Source organism: Tropicimonas sediminicola (genome assembly GCF_900188335.1).
Classification (GTDB): Bacteria; Pseudomonadota; Alphaproteobacteria; order Rhodobacterales; family Rhodobacteraceae; genus Tropicimonas; species Tropicimonas sediminicola.
Genome location: NZ_FZOY01000002.1, coordinates 1 through 19014 on the forward strand (window position 1 = coordinate 1; position 19014 = coordinate 19014).

The following is a 19014-nucleotide window of genomic DNA, read 5'->3' on the forward strand; positions in this document are numbered from 1 at the left end:
GCCGGTCGCGGGGTCGATGGCGAAGAGCGCCGCATCCGCGCCGCCGGTGATGGCATAGGCCAGGCCCGCGCCCTCGCTGTCGTTGTCGTCGCTCGCCGAGACGTCGAGCGCCAGCGTCTGGTTCTCCGCCACCGAGACGGCGGCCGGGCTGGTGATCGAGGGGGCGGCGTTCTCGGGGGCATCCGTCACCGTGACGGTGATGTCCTGCACATCGGTCAGGCCGCCGGAATCGCTGACCGTGACCTGGACCTGGTAGGCATTGTCGCCGTCGGCATCGGCCGGGTTCTCGTAGTCCGGGGCGGCGAGGAAGCTCAGCGTGCCGGTCGCGGGGTCGATGGCGAAGAGCGCCGCATCCGCGCCGCCGGTGACGGCATAGGCCAGGCCCGCGCCCTCGCTGTCGTTGTCGTCGCTTGCCGAGACGTCGAGCGCCAGCGTCTGGTTCTCCGCCACCGAGACGGCGGCCGGGCTGGTGATCGAGGGGGCGGCGTTCGGGAACCTGATCGATCGCTCTGCGCTGTTGTCCGCCAGGTCAGTCGCTACGGCCGTATAGGTGACGGTGCCGCCTGCATAGTTCTCGTCAAGGAACTCCCAGCTCCCTCCCTCCGCTATCACCGTGCCGATCAGCACGCCGTCGCGGTAGATGTCGACGCTGGCACCCGCTTCCGCTGTTCCCTCAAGGCGCACTCCGCCAGCGGCTTCTTCGACGGCTGAGGTGATCTCTGGGTCCGGCGTGGTCGTATCAATGACGACGTCGAACGGATCGGAGGTTACGATGTGTGAGCCCTTGCCAGTTTCAGCGGTGAAGCTGTAACTGCCATCCGTCAGAACTCCGGTCGTGAAGGACCAATTGCCGCTATCGTCGGCGGTCGTGGTGCCGAGCAGCACGCCATTGGCGAAGAGACGTACTTCGATACCGGGATCGCTGGTGCCAGTGAGCGTCGGAGTGCTGTCGTTGGTCAGGTTGTCGTCGATACCACCTGAATTCTCGCCAAAGGCGGTGATTTCCGGGGCAATGAGTTCCCCTTGGGCCCAAGGCGGTTTCGGCATCGCAACTCTCCTTCACGCCACCCGTCGGCGGACATCGCTGACGTGGCGCGAAGCCCTGCAATGCCCGTAGCGCCTGGAGTCACCGCTGTCGAAAACGCTCCCAAGAAGGCGCTTGTCTCGCTGGCACCCGGAACCGTGTTTCGATCTGAAAAGCAGCCAACATAACTGGATATGACGGCCGCCGCGTTGCGAACGCAGCCAGATGAACCGCCGTGTCGTTTCCGAGTGTGTCAGTCGTCAGCCCCGCCCACCGTGCCGCGGGTGTCCGGCGGCGGACCCACCGGGCACAGATCACGACAAGCTGAGACCATGACTGTACCTTCGACGATACCAACTTGAGGCGTTCAAGCCATTCCAATTCTGGACTACCCCGAATGGGGTGTCCTTGGTGGGGACGTGCAGACCGGGCCACACACGTCTCGCCAAGGGCAGGACGCTGTCCCGTGTGTCACGCAAAGATCGCCCCAATCGGCAAGCGCGGTTCGTCTGAAGCTGGCTTCGGAACCGAGGGTGCAATCGGATATGACGTGATTGCTGGAGCCATGCCCGCGTGCGCTGCCGCCGCATCCGAGGGGACCGCTGTATCGTTCGGTCGCCGCGTCCAAACGGTAGGCTCGAGGTTCCTGTGGAATTTCATCCAACCGCCCGCCTTCGCGCGATCTGCCACCCCGGGCCCCGTCATCGCGGCATCGTCGGCCTCCACGCAATCGATCACGAGGGCATGTCGCTTGAGCGTTCGCCCAATGGAATTGAGGCCGTCTGCTTTCAGCTGTCGAGGCCGTCGCTCTCGTGATGGCCAGCACGCGAAAGGCAATGGCGCTCGCTGTGAGACCTCCCACCCTTCTCGTGGACGTGCCCAAACCGGTGGCCCCTTCGCCCCTCGACGCGACGTTCCCGGGTCCCGGCCGCAAACACCTGCCTGTACAGGCACCCGCAGAAGCGGGCCGGTTCATGGCTGATTGCGAGGCCCCGCGCGCGAAGAATTCCCACGGCGCTCCCGAGTGGCATCGTCAGAGACGGCATTAATCCGGGCGAAGAAACGCAGACCTTTCTTATCGGTCCGTGAACTTCGGCGACCCGGTGAAAGCCCGACCCAAGCGAAAGCCCGGACGCGGAAGATAGCGGGGCCCATGTACCATGCGGTCAAGACCCTTCCGGTTGAAGAGACTGCGCGCCAAGCCTCGGGAATTGCGCCAAAAGACTCGAAAGATCCGATGGATCTATTGGGTGCAAGGGAAAATGGCGGAGAGACAGGGATTCGAACCCTGGAGACGGTTTCCCGCCTACACACTTTCCAGGCGTGCGCCTTCGACCACTCGGCCACCTCTCCGGTGCGCGTGGGTTTATCCGCAACCCGGGGAGACATGCAAGGGGATAAACGCGCTTTCGTGACAGCTCGGTGCTAGTCGACCAGGTGCATGTTCACGCGGCGGTTTCGGGCGCCCTTCTTCTCGATCTTGCCGATGCGGATGCGGCCGATCTCGCCAGTGGTGGCGACGTGGGTGCCGCCGCAGGGCTGGAGGTCGATCTGGGCGGCACCCTGCCCGATGCGCACCAGCCGCACCCGGCCCTGGCCCTTGGGCGGGGCGACGGACATGGTCTTGACCAGGCCCGGGTTCGCGTCGAGTTCCGCGTCGGTGATCCAGTCCTCGGTGACCGGCAGGTCGCGGTCGATCAATGCCTGGAGCGCCGCTTCGAGCGCCTCCTTGTCCTCCGGCGCTTCCGGCATGTCGAAATCGAGCCGGCCTTTCTCCGAGGAGATCGCGCCGCCGGACACCGGAAGCGGAATCGCGACCGAGAGCAGATGCAGGCCGGTGTGGACGCGCATGTGGCGGAACCGCCGTTCCCAGTCCAGCGCCTGGCGCAACGCGGTGCCGACGGGCGGCAGGCCGGCGGGTTCGGCAGGCACCAGCACGATCTGGTCGCCCTCGCCCTTGAGAGTCGTCGCGATGCGCAGGATCTGGTCCCGCCAATGGAGTGCGCCGCTGTCGCCAGGCTGGCCGCCACCCTGCGGATAGAAGATCGTCGCATCCAGCACGATGCCGCCCTCGGCCGTATGGGCCACCACCGTGCCGATGGTTTCGCGGGCGTAGGGATCGGATCGGAACAGCATTTCGGTCATCGGACGTCCTCGCTTGGAAATTCCGGGTCGGAATCGGGCCGGATCGGGCCGGGCGTCGAAGCCGACCTCGTGTCTGTCCCCGTATCGGGCAACGGCGCCTGCGCGGGCGTCGGCGCGCCGCCGCGCAGGGCCTCGGGGTTGCGCAGCCAGATGTCGCGCTGCGCGAAGGGAATCTCGATCCCCTCTGCCGCGAAACGTTCGGCGATCTGGTGGTTGAGCTCGCTGCGGGTCCCGAGGCCGAAGTTGATGTCTCGCAGGATCACCCGCATCTCGAAATCGAGCGAATCCGCCCCGAAGCCCTGGAAGACGACCATCGGCGGCGGGTTGACGATCACCAGCGGGTGCGCCTCGGCGATTTCCTGGAGGATCTCGGCCACCTTGCGCGTGTCGCTGCCATAGGCCACGCCCACCGTCAGGATCAGCCGTCCGGTCAGGTTGCCGCGGGTCCAGTTGGTGACCTGTCCGGTCACGAAGTCGGAGTTGGGCACCACGACATCCGTCCGGTCGAAGGTCTCGATCGTTGTGGCGCGCACGGAGATCTTGCGTACTGTCCCCATCACGCCGCCGACCTCTACCCAGTCGCCTTCGGTAACCGGGCGCTCGATCAGCAGGATCAGCCCCGAGACGAAGTTCTGCACGATGTTCTGCAGGCCGAAGCCGACGCCAACGGAGAGCGCCCCCGCGACGATGGCGAGGTTGCTGAGGTCGAGCCCCGCGACCGAGACGGCGACCATGGCGGAGAGCGCGATACCGACGTAACCGAGACCGGAGATCATCGCCTTCTGGGCGCCCGGATCGAGCGAGGTGCGCGGCAGGACGGAGGAGGACAGAGCGCCCTGCACCAGCCGCGTCAGCAGGAAACCCGCGCCGAAGGCCGTTACCAGCACCACGAGCAGCGAGGGCGAGATCTGGGTGCCGCCGATGGTAAAACCGTCCCGCAGATGGGTCCAGATCTCGGCCAGGTCCGCGACGCGGGCGCCCCAGATCAGCGCGAAGAGCGGAAGCGCCGCGATCACGATCAGGAAGTTGATGATCACCGGCAGCAGGCCGTCGCGCGCCTGGCCCGGCTCGGAGAACAACCCGATGATGCCGGATGACAGGCGCTGGAGGTAGGCGATCAGCGCCAGCAGCCCCAGCGTGAGCCCCGGCGACAGGGTCAGTGCGATGCCTGCCCGCGTGTACCCGATCATCGCGAGCACCGGGCCGATAAACGCCAGCAGTCCCACGAAACGGCCGATGGCGCCCACGAGATTGTCGAAGAACCGGCGCTCGGCAGCCTCGGCGTCGGCCTCGTCGGCCTTGTCCACCCGCTTGCCGCTCGCCACGAGCAGGCGCGCCAGCCCCCCGACGCAGATCGCCGTCGCGACGATGATCGGAAACGCATAGGCCGAGATCGTGGCCGACCCGAGCGGGAACAGGTCGACAAGCTGGGTCACGACCACGGAGAGGCCCATCAGCACCCCGAGCGAGGAGCTGTAGAACCGACCGCGCACGCGCTCCCGCGAAGACAGGGTCAGGCTGGTGGGCCAGTTGTCGTCCTTGGGAAAGGTCTGACCGCCAAGCCAGCGGGCAAAGGCGAAGGCGATGCCGCCGCCCGCCATGGAATCGATCACGGATTCGCCCACGGGTCCGAAGGCGGCGGTCAGCTTCAGCGCCGCGGCCAGGACAGCCAGCCCGATCAACGGCAGCAGGAACTGGTTGATCGAGAGGATCATCGCCGCGACGAAGCGCTTGTCGCCGCCGGGACGGTTCTTGACCATTCGGCGCACCGTCCGGCCCATCCAGCCGCGACCTGAGACGAGCAGGAGCAGCGCCAGCGCAAGCATCAGCACGATCGATGGCAGGTTGTCCCGGAACTCCTGGCGATGGCTGTCCTGGGAGATCGCCTCCCGGACCTCTCCAGACAGCGTGCTGACGATCACCACGGCATCTTCGAGCGCCGCGCGCAGGCTGGACGGCATGATCGGCGCCGGATTCCGCTCCAGCAGGCGCTGTTTCTGGCGTTCGCGGATCAGGCGGTCGAAACGGCCGATCAGGCTCTGGGCAAGGGCGTAGCCTTCCTCCGCCCGAACGACCGGCGCAATGCGCGCCTGGTATTCATCGTTCAGGGCCGTTCGCCGGGCTGCGACGTCCTCGGCCTCGGTTGTCCCCTCCTCGGGAGGCGGGCCGAGCGCGTCGATCTGGCTTTCCAGCGTTCCGATCCGGTCGGCGTCGCGTTGCTGCTCGGCATTGAACCGGGAGCGCCAGTCGTTGAGGGTGCGGCGCAGGCTTTCCAGCTCGCTGATCGAGGCATTGCCGGAGTCGAGCATTTCCTCCGCCTCGGTCGCCTGTTCCTCCCAAGCCCGGTAGTCCGCATCGTCGAGCGGTGCGTTCGCATCGGACGCCGCGACGGTGCCCTGCGCCGCCTCCTGCGCCCAGGTCGCGCCCGAGAACAAACCGGCCCCGCCTGCCCCGTTGCCCCACTGGGCGGGCAGCAGCGCCGCGGTCGCAACGAGGACCAGCAGCGCGGCGAGCAGGCGGCGCATGATCACGCCTCCTCGAAGACGGCCGGCAGATCGCGTGGCGCTCCCTCGAGCCAATGTGGCACCGGCAGGCCCTTTTCCTTCAGGAATGCCGGGTTGAAGAGCTTGGACTGGTAGCGCGTGCCATAGTCGCAGAGCACGGTGACGATGGTGTGGCCCGGGCCCATCTCCTGCGCCATCCGCATCGCGCCGGCCACGTTGATGCCAGAGGAACCGCCGAGGCAGAGCCCCTCGTTCTCCAGCAGGTCGAACACGACCGGCAGCGCCTCCGCGTCGGGGATCTGGTAGGCCATGTCGGGTTGGAAGCCCTCGAGATTGGCGGTGATCCGCCCCTGCCCGATCCCCTCGGTGATCGAGCCGCCCTCCGGCGCGGCGGTGCCGGTCGCAAAGAGCGAGAACATCCCCGATCCCATCGGATCGGCCAGCCCGACCTTCACGCCCTTCGGCTGAAGCGCCGCGCCGACGCCCGCCAGCGTGCCACCCGAGCCCACGGCGCAGATGAAGCCGTCGACCTTGCCGCCGGTCTGCTCCCAGATCTCCGGCCCGGTGCCCTCGACATGCGCCTGCCGGTTGGCCACGTTGTCGAACTGGTTGGCCCAGATCGCGCCATTGGGATCGGTCCGGTTCAACGCCCCGGCCAGCCGGCCGGAATATTTCACGTAGTTGTTCGGGTTCTTGTACGGCACCGCCGGCACCTCGACGAGCTGTGCGCCGGCGAGGCGGATCATGTCCTTCTTTTCCTGGCTCTGGGTCTCGGGGATCACGATGACCGTCCGGAACCCCATCGACGCGCCCACCAGCGCCAGCCCGATGCCGGTGTTGCCGGCGGTGCCCTCGACGATCGTGCCGCCGGGGCGCAGCGTGCCCTTGGCGATCGCGTCGCGGATGATGAACAGCGCCGCGCGATCCTTGACCGACTGGCCGGGGTTGAGGAACTCGCACTTGCCCAGGATCTCGCAGCCCGTCGCCTCGCTGGCCGCGCGGAGCCGGATCAGCGGCGTGTTACCGACGGCATCGGCGAGGTCTGTCTTGATCTGCATCGTCTGGGCTCCCTCAACTAGGCTGCCCCCCTTGCTATCCGAGGGCGGGGCCGTGTCAACTGCCCGAGCGCAGCGTCTCCCTCAGACGTGAGAGGTGGAGAACCAGCAGGATCAGCGGCCCGACGTTGATCTCGCCGCTGTCGAGCAGCGCCATCGCGCGGTCGAAGCTGATCACGTGGCTGCGAATGTCCTCGCCCTCGCCCTCCAGCCCGGCGATCCCGGCCACCTCGTCGGGAAGGTCCGCCGTCGCGATGTAGCCATAGAGGAACTCGCTCTTCGCTCCCGGCGTCGGGTAGTATTGCGCAACAAGGTGGAGCTGGCCGAGCTCCAGCCCGGCTTCCTCCTGCGCCTCTCGGCGGGCGCTCTCCTCGGGCGTTTCGCCGCCGTCGATGCGGCCGGCGATCGCCTCCAGCATCCAGGGCTGCGCATCGCCGCGGGCGAAGGGCCCGGCGCGGAACTGCTCGATCAGAAGGACACGGTCGCGGATCGGATCGTAGGGCAGAACGGTCACCGCATCGGCAGAGATGAACGCCGTCCGGTTCAACTCCGGCCCGTGCTCGCCGGAAAACTTGCGGTGGCTGAAATCGTATTCCTCCACCGAGAAGAACTGCGAATAGGCAAGGCTGCGCCGCCTAAGGTGCACGTCCTCGGGGCGCGCACGGCGGCGCAGGGTCGTCGGCGCGGCCTTGCGCGCGTTGAGCCGCGCCTGCGCCCGCGCCCGCATCGGGCCAAAGCGCCGCGCCACCTCCGCCGGCGGACGCTGGTCCATGTCGGCCATCACCTCCTCGGCGGTCAGGCAGCTCAACGGGCCCCAGCGTTCCGCCCATTCGGCGAGATCCCAGGGCGCGCCGGGGGTCAGCCCGACCTCGGGCGGCACGTACATGCGCGCCCGCACGGGGCCTTCTTCGGCAATCACCTCGACCGGGACCAGCCGATAGCCGAAACCGCCTTCGTAGTAGTCGAGCCGCGCCAGCGCCTGCTCTCCAGGATTGGCCAGCAGGACGCCCAGAGCCTCCGCCCCGGCGCGTTCGAGGATCATGGGAAAGCTCTCGCCCTCGGCCCAGACGACCGCATGGCCCATCAGTCGCGCCGGCCGAACCTCTCCACCGCCGGGCGCGCCGGTCACCACCTCGCGCAGCGGCGCATGGCACAAGCTGCCATAGAGAAAGATCGGCGTCATGAGGTCAGCCCCGCTGCTTCAGGCGGGCCCGGGAGTCAGGCCCAGCGTTCGGCCGCCCATTCCGACAGGCACGCTGCGAGAATCCCCCCGCAGACCAGAACGATCGGCACCTGCGGATCGCTTAGCATCAGCATGAAATATTTTGCAATCAGGTCCATCACGGCAGCCAGGGCCTCGGTCGGGCCATCGTAATACAGCCGGGTCGAGCGCTTGAGCATCTCGTAGCAGGCCCAGATCAGCAGCACGTAGAACAGCATGACGCCAGTGGTGCGCACCCCGGCGCCCGCGGCCGAGTAATACCCGTGCCCGGCAAGGCGGCCCATGGTGGACCAGCCGCAGATCATGCCGACCAGCGTGTTGAGCGGAGTCAGCAGCCCGAACTGCGTGCCTTCGGGCAGCAGCGGCTTGTACACCTCGGAGGCGAAGAAGGCCACGAAGGCAAAGGCCACTGCGGCAAAGAGCTTGGCGGCGGTCGGCATTCGGATCGAGGCTCCTCTATGGCGCGTTTCACGCGGTCCGATTGACGGTGATCTGCGTTACATCACAGTTTCGGGACAAAAATGAGGCAGCACAGGCACAAAGATAGAACTCCCACATCCGGCGGAACCGCTCGTCGAAGCCGAGCGCCGAGATCTCGTCCCACCGCTCGTTGAATGTGGCGTGCCAGCGGCGCAGCGTCTGGCTGTAGCTGTCGCCGAACTCGACCGACCCCAGCACCGCCAGCCCGGCCTTCTCGACCTCGGCGCGCAACACCGACGGGCTGGGGAGCATTCCGCCAGGAAAAATGTACTTCTGAACGAAATCGACACCCTTGCGATAGATATCGAAGCGGCGGTCCTGCACGGTGATGATCTGGAGCGTGGCGTTCCGCCCGGGCTCGAGGCAGTTGCGCAGGGTTCGGAAATAGGTCGGCCAGTACTTCTCGCCCACCGCCTCGAACATCTCGATGGAGGCGATCCCGTCGTAGCGGCCGCGTTCGTCCCGGTAATCCTGCATCCGGATTTCCACCTGATCGGCAAGACCGGCGCGGGCGATGCGGGCGCGGGCGAAATCGTGCTGCTCCCGGCTGATCGTCAGCCCGGTGACCTTCACACCCCGCTCCCGCGCCGCGAACTCGGCGAAACCGCCCCAGCCGCAGCCGATCTCCAGCAGGTGGTCGCCGGGCCGCGCGCCCATGCCGTCCAGCAGGCTCGCGTATTTCCGGGTCTGGGCTTCCTCCAGCGTCTCGTCGCCCCGGTCGAAACAGGCCGAGGAATAGGTCATCGTGCGGTCGAGCCAGAGTTGGTAGAAATCGTTGCCGAGGTCGTAATGGTAGGAAATGTTGCGGCGGGCCTGGGCGCGGCTGTTGTCGCGCAGCCGGTGGCGCAACCGCTCGTAGAGCCGCACCAGCGCCATGCCGCGGAACTCGTCATAGATCTCGTCCTCGGCGCTGTGGACGTAATCCATGAAGGCCTGCAGGTCCGGCGTGGTCCACCAACCGTCCAGATAGGCCTCGCAGAACCCGAGATCGCCCTCGCGCACCAGCCTGGCAAAGATCTCCTCGTTGACCACGTCGAGCCGCGCCACCGGGCCGGGGCCGGAGCCCTCGGCGCGGAACACGCGGCCGTCCGGCAGGGCGATGTCCAGCCGCCCGCGCGGCACGAGGCGCGCACGGTCGAAGACGTGGGAGAAATAGCGCGGCAGCCCGGTTTCGCCCGTGGTGGTGGTCCTGATCTGCATGTTCCCCTCCGGCATGACGCCCCTGTCCCCTGTGCGCGGCCCGCTTCGGCCGCGACAGGATGATCGGACCCGAGCCTGACCCGCGCGTCAAGCCTCGGGCCACAAACCTTTGAAAAATCGGCCAGCCCCGGCCGTCGGCTCAGCTCCGGCGTTCCTCGTAGGCTGCAAGTGCCCGCGCCCGACCGTCCGGCAGCGAGACCACCGGCTCCGGATAGGCATCGCCCGGAGACAGGTTCCAGCCTTTCGGGATCGCCTCGTAATAGGCCAGCGCAGTCTCCGGCGGAGAGCCCTGCCCCTCGGCGATCCAGCGGTGGAGATAGCGCTCCTTGGGGTCGAACTTCTCGCGCTGCGTCTCTGGGTTGAAGATACGGAAATAGGGTGCCGCGTCGGGGCCGGAGCCCGCCACCCACTGCCAGCCCATTGCGTTGGAGGCCGGATCCCAGTCCACGAGGTGCTCCTCGAACCAACGCTGGCCGATCCGCCAGTGGGTCATCAGGTGCTTGGTCAGGTAGGAAGCCACGATCATCCGCACGCGGTTGTGCATGGTCCCGGTCACCTGCAACTCGCGCATCCCCGCGTCGACCAGCGGGATCCCGGTGCGGCCCTGTTTCCAGGCCAGTACCTCGGGGCGGTCCTCGTCCTCGCTCCAGGAAAAGGCGTCCCATTCCTCGCGCCAGTTGCGGTCGAGGATCCGCGGCGTATGCCAGGCGAGGTGCCAGGCGAACTCGCGCCAGACCAGCTCCTTCAGGTAGGTCTCCGCCCCCGCATTTCCCTCGTGCCAGGCCCGCATCGCACCGTGCCAGAGCGTGCGCGGGCCGATTTCGCCGGTGGCGAGAAAGGCGCTCATGCCGGAGGTGCCGTCTGCGGCCGGCGCATCGCGGTCGGCCTTGTAACTTTCGAGCCTCTCGTCGAGGAACCGCTCGAAGCGGCCGCGTGCGGCGGCCTCGCCCACCTCGACATGGCGCGCCAACACCGCCGCCCCGCGCCGCATCTCCGCGCCCATGGCCCAGTCGGTGAGCCGCTCGCTCTCGGGCCAGGCCTTCGGCGCGGCAATCCGCTTGGGCGCGGCACAGGGCGGCGCAACCTCCCTGCCCTTCACCGCCTTCCAGAACGGCGAATAGACCCGATACGGCCCACCATCCTTGGTCTGCACCTCCCAGGGCTCGAAGAGGAGCGCGCCCGCAAAGCTGCGCGCGCCGATCCCGGCGTCCTTGAGCCCCGCCTTGACGCCCGTGTCCCGCTCGACCGATGCCGGGTCGTAGGCGCGCGTCCAGTAGACATCCGTCGCGCCGGTCTCCTCGGCTAGCGCCTGCAGCGCCTCCTGCGGAGGACCGCTGCGCAGGATCAACCGCGAGTCCTTTGCCTCCAGCAGGTGTGAAAACACTTCCAGACCGCGCCCCAGCCGCCACTTCGGCGCCGCGCCCAACCCGTCGGTCAGCGCATCGCGAATGAACACGGGGATCACCGGGCGACCGGAGGCGCAGGCATCGGCCAGTGCGGGAGCGTCGTGGAGCCGCAGGTCGCGGCGCAGCCAGAGAAGGATCGGGGATGCAGACGTCATGATGCGGCCTCGTTGGGGAGCCTTGATCTAGCGCGTCCTGAAAAAGGGCAAGCCGCGGCGGTCACTTCCCGGCGGGTTTCCCGTCAGCGGCCGAGCAACGCGATCCGGATCACGTCCCATTCCTCCTCGACCGTGCCCGGGTGCCTCGTCTTGCCCGCCCGGCGATACCAGTAATCCGCATTGGAATAGTCGCCCTCGATCCGGTGCACCAGTGCGTGGATCCAGTCGAACGCCGGCGCGCCCTCGTGCTGCTGGCAGATCTCGTGCGCGGCCTCCATCTGGGGACCCGTCCGGAGGTCGCCTGCCTTCAGATGGTCCAGCGCGGCGCGTATCTGATCGTCGGACATGGTGGCTCTCCAGTGGCTGTTCCCTGTCGCCATCCTGGAGGAGCGACAAGGTCCATAAGAACGGCAGCGCGCACCGGGACGCAAGCGCCGCTAGAGCGTTGCATCGAGCGCGGCGATCAGCTTCTCGATCTCTGCCGCGCTGGTGTAATGCACGAAACTCAGGCGCAGAACGCCCTTCTTCCTGTCCACCCCGAGCGCCTCCAGCGGCCGCACGGCATAGAAATCGCCGCCCCCCGCCATGATCCCATGCCCGGCCAGTTCGCCCGCCACGGCCTCGGCATTGCGGTCGAGCGCCACCGCAACCGTGGGCGCCCGACCCTCCGCCTGCCGCGGGCCGATCAGCCGCAGGTCGTTGCGCCCGGCGAGGTAGTCCAGCAGCGGCTGCAGCAGCGCGGTTTCGTGGTCGCGCATCAGCGCGTGCACCGCGTCGCCGGTCTCGGCCGGGCTCTTCCCGGCGATCCCGTGATGGGCGGCCAGCGCCTCGATGTAATCGACCATGCCGGCGCAGGCGGCGACCTGCGCATGGTCCGGCCCCGCCGGGGTGAAGCGCTTGTAAAGCGTCTCGCCATTGAAGAAATGCGCCTGGTTGGGTAACTCGAAACCGAGCTGGCGGCGGATCACCATGATCCCCTGGTGCGGCCCGTAGGTCTTGTAGCTCGAGAACAGATACACATCCGCCCCGAGCGCGCCCACGTCCGGGAAGCCGTGCGGCGCATAGGACACCCCGTCGACGCAGACAAAGGCGCCCTCGGCATGGGCCAGCGCGGTGATCGCGGCGACGTCGTTGATCTCGCCCACCACGTTGGAGCAATGCGGGAAGCAGACCAGCCGGACGTTGCCATCGGCCAGCAGCGGCTCCAGCGCCTCCGGGTCGAGATGCCCGGTTTCGGGGTCGATCCGCCACTCGCGCACCTCGATCCCCTCGTCGGCGAGCCGCCGCCAGGGACCCGAATTTGCCTCGTGGTCCTGGTTTGTCACCACGATCGCTTCACCCGGCGTCAGCCAGCAGCGCACCGCATTGGCCAGCACATAGGTGTTCTGGGTGGTCGATGGCCCGAAGCTGAGTTCATCCGTCTCGACACCGAGCAGCGCCGCCAGCCGCGCGCGGGCCTCGTCCATCTCGGCGCCCCCGAGTTCGGCAACGGCATAGGGCGCATAGGGCTGCACCTTGCGCTGGTGGTAAAAGCGGGTCAGGCGGTCGATCACCGGGCCGCATGTATAGGAGCCGCCCGCGTTCTCGAAAAAGGCCTGGCCATCCAGCGAGGGTTCCGAAAAGGCCGGGAACTGCGCCCGGACGAAATCCACATCGAGTGCCATGGGTCCTCTCCATTCCGCCGCGTATGATCGCGCCATAGAAAGGACAAAGGGCGGCGATGCGCAAGCACCGCCGCCCGTCAATCGCCCCGGCATTCCCCGAGGTCAGCGCGGCTCGCTGGCCAGCCCCTTTCCGATCGCCACGCACATCAGCAGCAGGATGATGGTGAATGGCAGCCCGGTGGAGATCACCATCGCCTGCAGCGCCGTCAGCCCGCCGCCAAGCAGCAGCACGATCGCCACGGCGCCCTCGAAGGTGCACCAGAACACCCGCTGCGGCACCGGCGCGTCGACCTTGCCGCCCGCGGTGATCGTGTCGATCACGAGGCTGCCGGAATCCGACGAGGTGACGAAGAAAACGATCACCAGGATGATCCCGAGCGTCGAGGTGAGGCCGGCGAGCGGCAGCCCTTCGAGCATCGCGAACAGCGAGAGCGGCGGGTTGTAGCTGTCGATCACCTGCGCCTTAACCGGGCTGTTGACCGGGTCGGCCAGCACCTGCTCGATCGCGGCGCCACCGAAAACGGCCATCCAGAGCACGCAGACGAGGCTCGGGATGATCAGCACGCAGATCACGAATTCCCGAACGGTGCGGCCACGGCTGACGCGGGCGATGAACATGCCGACGAAGGGCGACCAGGAGATCCACCAGGCCCAGTAAAACGCCGTCCAGCCATTCATGTAGTCCGTATCCACGCGGTTGATCGGGTTGGAGAAGGCCACGAGATCGCCGAGATAGCTGACCAGCCCGGCACCGAAATCGCTGAGGATCACCATCGTTGGCCCGACCAGCAACACGAAGAGCAGCAGCGCCGCCGCCATCACCATGTTGACCTCGGAGAGCACCTTCACCCCACCGTCGAGGCCGCGCAGTACCGAAACCAGCGCGACCACCGTGATCAGCGTGATCAGAACCACCTGCACCTCGACGTTGTTGGGCAGGCCGAACACGTGCTCCAGACCCGCGTTTGCCTGCTGGGCCCCGAAGCCGAGCGAGGTGGCGAGACCGAAGAGCGTTGCGAAGACGGCCAGCGTGTCGATGACGTGGCCGGTCCAGCCCCAGACGCGCTCGCCGAAGATCGGGTAGAAGGCCGAGCGGATGGTCAGCGGAAGCCCCTTGTTGTAGCTGAACAGCGCCAGTGCCAGCGCGACGACGGCATAGATCGCCCAGGGGTGCAGGCCCCAGTGATAGATCGTCGCCGCAAGCCCCATCCGCTTGGCCGCCTCGACATTGGCCTCGATGATCGTGCCGTCCTCGGCGATCGGCGACGGCACCCCGAGCGGCTCGGAAATGGCCATGTGGTAGACCGGCTCCAGCACCCCGAAGAACATCAGCCCGATCCCCATGCCGGCGGCAAAGAGCATCGCGAACCAGCCGGCGTAGGAATAATCCGGTGTCGCATCCTGCCCGCCAAGGCGCACGCTGCCCCAGGGCGTGACGATCAGAGCAAGGCAGAACAATACGAAGATGTTCGCCGCTCCGAGGAAAAACCAGTTGAACGTGCTGGTCAGCCAGGGCCGGAGCGCGCCGAAGGCCTCGGTCGCCTGCTCGCGGAACACCAGCGCGTAAAAGACGAAGAGGACGATCGACAGGCCCGAGATCAGGAAGACCGGGTTGTGGACGTCGAAACCGAACGGTCCCACGCTGCCCTCGACATTGTCCTGGCCGATCTCGTAATCCGTCTCGATCAACTCTACCGGCCCTTCCGGCTCCGGAATTCCCTGCGGTGTTTCATCTGTCATTTCAGTCCCTTTCCGAAAAGTCTTGAGGCGTCGTCCTGGTCACGCGCAGTCAGGTGCGCACCACGAAGACCGAAGCCTTTGAATGCATTGCGATGGTGCCGCCGTTCGACGGCCAGACGTAGTCCATCGGGTTCGGCAGGTGGCTCGCCATGACGATCAGGTCCGCCTCGATCTCGCCCGCCGCGCGGATCAGCGCGGGATCGAGATCGATGGTCGGGTCATGGGACAGGATCGAATGGAAGCCCGTCTCGATCCCCTCTGCCTTGCCCTGTTCCTCGGCAAAGGCGGCCAGCAGGCGCGCGAATTCCTCCGGCGTGTGGGCCAGCTTGCCTGGCAGCGCCGTCGTCACGCCGGCATAGGTCACCGGCGCGCCATAGAGCCGGGACAGGTCCGCGGCGCATTTGAGCGCCTTCTTCAGCGTGCCGATGTGGGCGAGATCGACCGGAACCATGATGCGGCTGAACATCTTACACTCCCTGATTTTTCCGCAGCGTGCCGGGTCCCGGGGCCAACCCCGTCCGACACATGGTAGGGCCGACAGGGGCGATGCCCAGCGACCGGCGTGCGGTTTTGCCATCCTGCGGCCGGGAACGGGCCCCGACACCGCGCACGGCTCCAACCCTACGCCATTCCGTCAGAAAAAGCGAATGCTGCCCGTCGGTTGCCGCCGACAGTTCCCGAGTGGCGCGATCGGGGCCGGCCGCGTGCGATTACGCCTCCGCCCGCGTCAGGCGTTCACGTTGACAACGACACGGCCACGAACCCGCCCCTCCAGGATCTCTGCGGCGAGCCGCGGCAGATCCTCCAGCCGCGCCTCGACCATCATCCCCTGCAGCCGGTCCTTCGGGAGATCGGAGGCAATCCGCTGCCACGCCCGCAGTCTCGCATCGTAGGGCTGCATCACCGAATCGATGCCCAGCAGGTTCACACCGCGCAGCAGGAACGGCACCACCGTCGCCGGCAGTTGCGCTCCGCCGGCAAGCCCGACCGCCGCCACCGAGGCGCCGTGTTTCATCTGCCCAAGCACCCGCGCCAGCATCGCGCCCCCGACCGCGTCGACACAGCCCGCCCAGGTCTCCCGCTCGAGCGGACGTTTGACAGTATGGTCCAGTTCGTCCCGGCTCACCATCTTCGAGGCCCCGAGCAGCGCCAGGTATTGCGCCTGCTCCAGCCGCCCGGTGACGCCGGCCACCTCGTACCCGAGATTGGCCAGGATCGCCGTCGCGATGGAGCCCACGCCGCCGGTGGCGCCGGTCACCAGCACCTCGCCCGCCTCAGGGGTCAGCCCGTGATCCTCCAGCGCCATGATCGCCAGCATCGCGGTAAAGCCGGCGGTTCCCACCGCCATCGCCTGTTTCGTGGTCAGCCCTTCGGGCAGCGGCACCAGCCAGTCGGCCTTGACCCGCGCCTTCTGCGCGTAACCGCCCCAGTGCAGCTCCCCGACCCGCCAGCCGGTCAGCACGACCTTGTCGCCGGGGCTGTAGCGCGCGTCCTCACTGGCCTCCACGGTGCCGGCAAGATCGATCCCCGGCACATGCGGATAGGTCTTCACGAGGCCCCCGCCCGGGCCGATACAGAGCCCGTCCTTGTAGTTCAGGGTCGTGAACTCCACCCGAACCGTCACCTCGCCCTCCGGCAGGCGCGACTCGTCGATCTCCTGCACCGAGGCGCTGGTGCTGCCGTCCTCGGCCTGTTCCACGATCACGGCGCGCATCGCCCGACCCTCCCTGCTGTTCCGTTGCTGCCGGACCGCGGGCCGGCGTCAGATATCCTCCGGCATGAACACGAGGTCCGTGGCCGCCGGCTGCGCCCCGGCCGCTGTCAGCATCGCATGGACCTGGCCGCGGTGATGGGTCTGGTGATTGAACATATGCGCCACGCAGGTTGCAACCGGCCGCGACATTTGCCGCCCCGTGGAACCCGAGGTCCAGCGCAGCTCGCCCCGCAACGCTGCCGGTCGCAGCTCGCGCGCCCAGAGTTCAAGCCGGCCGTCGGCCCGCATCCGGTCCGCTTTCCACGCGGCCAGCGTCGGGCAGAGCGTGAGGCTCTCCGGGATCCCGCCCTCCGGCCGCACCCAGTCCGCGATCCGCGACATCCACATCCGGTCGGCCCAAAGCAGGTGGTTCAGGGTCGCAAAGATCGACCCGAAAAAGGCGCCGCGCGCGCGGGTCAGCTCGCCCTCGTCCAGCGCCTCGCAGCAGGCGATCACGGCGCTGTTCTGCCAACGGTTGTAGCGCGCCATCTCGCGGGCGTAATCCACTGAAATCATCGGACGAAGCTCCGTCTGCGACCGTGCGATGGCAATATCTCGACGCCGGCGCGCCCGCTTGTCAATGAGAATGCCGCGGCGCAGCAGCGCCACCCGCCGCGCGCATCGCGCGCGGCCACCCCCAACCGCCGGCGGCGCATCCCCGATGCGGCCCCGGCGGGCGGGAGCGCCCCGGCTACCGTCTCTAGCTGCTGCCGATCAGGATACCCGCCGCCAACACCAGCGCCCCGCCGAACACCACCTGCAACGCCGCCCGCCAGAACGGCGTATCCATGTAGCGTTTTTGGATCCAGGCGATGGTCCAGAGTTCGATGAAAACGACGCTCACCGCGATGATCGTCGCGGTCCAGAAATGCGGGATCAGGTAAGGCAGCGCGTGGCCCATGCCGCCCAGGGTCGTCATCACGCCCGAGGCGATGCCCCGCTTGACCGGGCTGCCCCGCCCCGACAGTTCCCCATCGTCCGATGCCGCTTCGGTGAACCCCATCGAGATCCCCGCGCCCACCGACGCCGCGAGCCCCACGAGAAAGGTGTTCCAGGTATCGCCGGTCGCAAAGGCCGCTGCAAAGATCGGCGCCAGGGTCGAGACCGACCCGTCCATCAGCCCCGCGAGCCCCGGCTGAACCCAGGTCAGCACGAACTGGCGGTGAGCATTGCGGTCCTCGGTATCCACCGCCTCCTCGGTCAGGTGCGTCTCGGCCAGGTCGTCCGCTCGCCGCTCGTGCTGCGCCTCGGCCGCCGCGAGGTCGCCCAGCAGCTTGCGGGTGGCGGCGTCGGTCACCCGGCCGGCGGCCGCCCGGTAGAAGCGCTCCGCCTGGAATTCCATGTCCCCCGCGATCTCGCGGATCTTCTCGAGTGGCAGCGACTCCATCAGCCAGACCGGCTTTCGGGCATAGAACCCGGCCACATGCTCTCGCCGCACCAGCGGAATCACCTCGCCGAACCGGCTCCGGAACAGCTCGATCAGCGCCGCCCTGTGCCCGTCCTCCTCCTCCGCCATGCCGTCGAATACGGCCGCGGTGGACGGGTAATCGCCGCGCAACCGTGCCGCGAAACCGCGATAGATCTGCGCGTCGTCCTCTTCGGAGGAGATCGCGAGGGCGAGGATTTCCTGCTCCGACAGATCGTCGAAGCGCTTTCGGCTGGAAAGGAGGGAGCGCATGGGGATACCCGGCATGAATTAGAATGATTCCAAACTATCACCCTGTCCCGTGTCGGCAAGCCCCGAATGACGCTTGAATCGTCGCAGCCAAAGCCCTATTTCTGTCATGTCTCTTCGGGGACTATGGCGATAAACGCGCTCGTAATAAGCGGCTCGGACCCGGGGGCGGTACCCGGCGGCTCCACCAAAAATCCCGCGTTGGGGGATCATGGGGCCGAAATAGGATCGACGGACGTCTAAAGGGGTTTGCTTTCGCTCGGTGAGGTACCACCGTTACCGGTCCGATAAGCATAATTGCCAACGACAATCGTGCTCCGGTGGCAGTCGCTGCGTAATGCAGTGACCAAAACCGAAATCTAAGCCCAGTCGCCTAGCAGCGGTCTGGCGGGGTTCGCAGGCACCTGGCAACAGAAGCCTGCACTTCCCTCCCTCCTTTCCTGCACCGGTTCAGCATTTGTTCAGCAATGGTCCGTAGCGTGACCCGTGCAATCAGGAGTTGAGCCATGGGTTCCAAGACAGACTTGCTTCAGGGCTTCTACGACCGGGTCTGGGTCGACGGCGCGATCGACGAAGCCGGGCGATTTTTCGACACCTCGGCAGAGGCCAGCGGCCTCATGCCCGATCTGGCGGTCGGAGCCGTGGAGTTCCACGAATTCGTCGCCGCGCTACTCGAGTTCCTCGAGGTTCACCGCGTCACCTTCGAGAAGACCGTCGAACAGGGCGAGTGGCTGTCGGTGATGGCATGTTTCGAGGCGAGCGTGCTCGCCAACGGCCAGACGATCACCGGCAGCGGCATGTTGATGGCGCGGATCGTCGACGACCGCATCGTCGAGGCATTCAACTGCATCGATTTCCTCGGCCTGTTCGAGCAACTCGGGCTCGTGCCGCCTGACGCCCTCGCCCTCGGCATGACCGGCCACCGATTTCAGTAGGTCCCTTGCGGGGCGATCCGTCGCGGAGTCCAGACGGACTGGCCCCGAACTCTCCA

16 protein-coding genes, 1 tRNA gene and 1 other RNA gene are annotated in these 19014 nt (G+C 67.1%); 2 read left to right on the forward strand and 16 right to left on the reverse strand.

Features of this window, described 5'->3' with window-relative positions; genetic code table 11:
- The 16 genes from CHB86_RS04240 to mbfA all read right to left on the reverse strand — a co-directional run.
- Positions 1–1047 (reverse strand): Ig-like domain-containing protein (locus tag CHB86_RS04240; protein ID WP_141134824.1); only part of this gene is annotated, 1047 nt, incomplete at its 3' end.
- A gap of 1240 nt (positions 1048–2287) precedes the next feature.
- Positions 2288–2377: transfer RNA gene (locus CHB86_RS04245), tRNA-Ser, on the reverse strand.
- Between the two features lie 72 nt (positions 2378–2449).
- Positions 2450–3169 carry an alanyl-tRNA editing protein gene (locus CHB86_RS04250; RefSeq protein WP_089231644.1) on the reverse strand — a complete coding sequence of 240 codons (720 nt, stop codon included), beginning with the start codon at positions 3167–3169 and terminating at the stop codon, positions 2450–2452.
- Entirely contained in the window at positions 3166–5694 is a 2529-nt protein-coding gene (locus tag CHB86_RS04255) for a mechanosensitive ion channel domain-containing protein (protein WP_089231646.1), read from the reverse strand. Before CHB86_RS04255 ends, CHB86_RS04250 begins: the two co-directional genes overlap by 4 nt.
- Before the next feature lie 2 nt (positions 5695–5696).
- Complete coding sequence (locus CHB86_RS04260) at positions 5697–6731, reverse strand: cysteine synthase A (RefSeq protein ID WP_089231648.1); 1035 nt, start codon at positions 6729–6731, stop codon at positions 5697–5699.
- A 55-nt stretch (positions 6732–6786) separates the two neighbouring features.
- A complete protein-coding gene (locus CHB86_RS04265) occupies positions 6787–7911 on the reverse strand; it encodes an NUDIX domain-containing protein (RefSeq protein WP_089231650.1) in 1125 nt (374 codons plus the stop codon).
- A 35-nt stretch (positions 7912–7946) separates the two neighbouring features.
- Positions 7947–8390, reverse strand: a complete 444-nt coding sequence (locus CHB86_RS04270) for a TrgA family protein (protein WP_089231652.1) — start codon at positions 8388–8390, stop codon at positions 7947–7949.
- 28 nt (positions 8391–8418) lie between these two features.
- A complete protein-coding gene (locus CHB86_RS04275) occupies positions 8419–9630 on the reverse strand; it encodes an SAM-dependent methyltransferase (RefSeq protein ID WP_089232553.1) in 1212 nt (403 codons plus the stop codon).
- A gap of 139 nt (positions 9631–9769) precedes the next feature.
- Complete coding sequence (locus CHB86_RS04280) at positions 9770–11191, reverse strand: cryptochrome/photolyase family protein (RefSeq protein ID WP_089231654.1); 1422 nt, start codon at positions 11189–11191, stop codon at positions 9770–9772.
- A gap of 83 nt (positions 11192–11274) precedes the next feature.
- Positions 11275–11538 (reverse strand): hypothetical protein, encoded by a 264-nt coding sequence (locus tag CHB86_RS04285; RefSeq protein ID WP_089231656.1) that lies wholly within the window; start codon positions 11536–11538, stop codon positions 11275–11277.
- Between the two features lie 90 nt (positions 11539–11628).
- Positions 11629–12855 carry an aminotransferase class V-fold PLP-dependent enzyme gene (locus CHB86_RS04290; protein ID WP_089231658.1) on the reverse strand — a complete coding sequence of 409 codons (1227 nt, stop codon included), beginning with the start codon at positions 12853–12855 and terminating at the stop codon, positions 11629–11631.
- Between the two features lie 102 nt (positions 12856–12957).
- Positions 12958–14595 carry a BCCT family transporter gene (locus tag CHB86_RS04295; protein ID WP_089231659.1) on the reverse strand — a complete coding sequence of 546 codons (1638 nt, stop codon included), beginning with the start codon at positions 14593–14595 and terminating at the stop codon, positions 12958–12960.
- Positions 14596–14644: 49 nt separating this feature from the next.
- On the reverse strand, positions 14645–15061 hold the full coding sequence (locus tag CHB86_RS04300; protein WP_089231661.1) for a universal stress protein: 417 nt from the start codon (positions 15059–15061) through the stop codon (positions 14645–14647).
- Between the two features lie 261 nt (positions 15062–15322).
- Positions 15323–16309 carry an MDR family oxidoreductase gene (locus CHB86_RS04305; protein WP_089231663.1) on the reverse strand — a complete coding sequence of 329 codons (987 nt, stop codon included), beginning with the start codon at positions 16307–16309 and terminating at the stop codon, positions 15323–15325.
- Positions 16310–16357: 48 nt separating this feature from the next.
- Entirely contained in the window at positions 16358–16864 is a 507-nt protein-coding gene (locus CHB86_RS04310) for a DinB family protein (RefSeq protein ID WP_089231665.1), read from the reverse strand.
- 184 nt (positions 16865–17048) lie between these two features.
- Positions 17049–18026: an iron exporter MbfA gene (mbfA, locus tag CHB86_RS04315; protein WP_089231666.1), complete on the reverse strand. Its 978-nt coding sequence runs from the start codon at positions 18024–18026 to the stop codon at positions 17049–17051.
- A 69-nt stretch (positions 18027–18095) separates the two neighbouring features.
- Here mbfA and ssrA point away from each other — a divergent pair.
- Positions 18096–18448, forward strand: a transfer-messenger RNA (tmRNA) gene (gene ssrA / locus CHB86_RS04320).
- Positions 18449–18529: 81 nt separating this feature from the next.
- The gene (locus CHB86_RS04325) at positions 18530–18958 is read left to right on the forward strand and encodes an ester cyclase (protein WP_089231668.1); all 429 of its coding nucleotides are present in this window, start codon (positions 18530–18532) and stop codon (positions 18956–18958) included.
- Positions 18959–19014 lie beyond the last annotated feature (56 nt).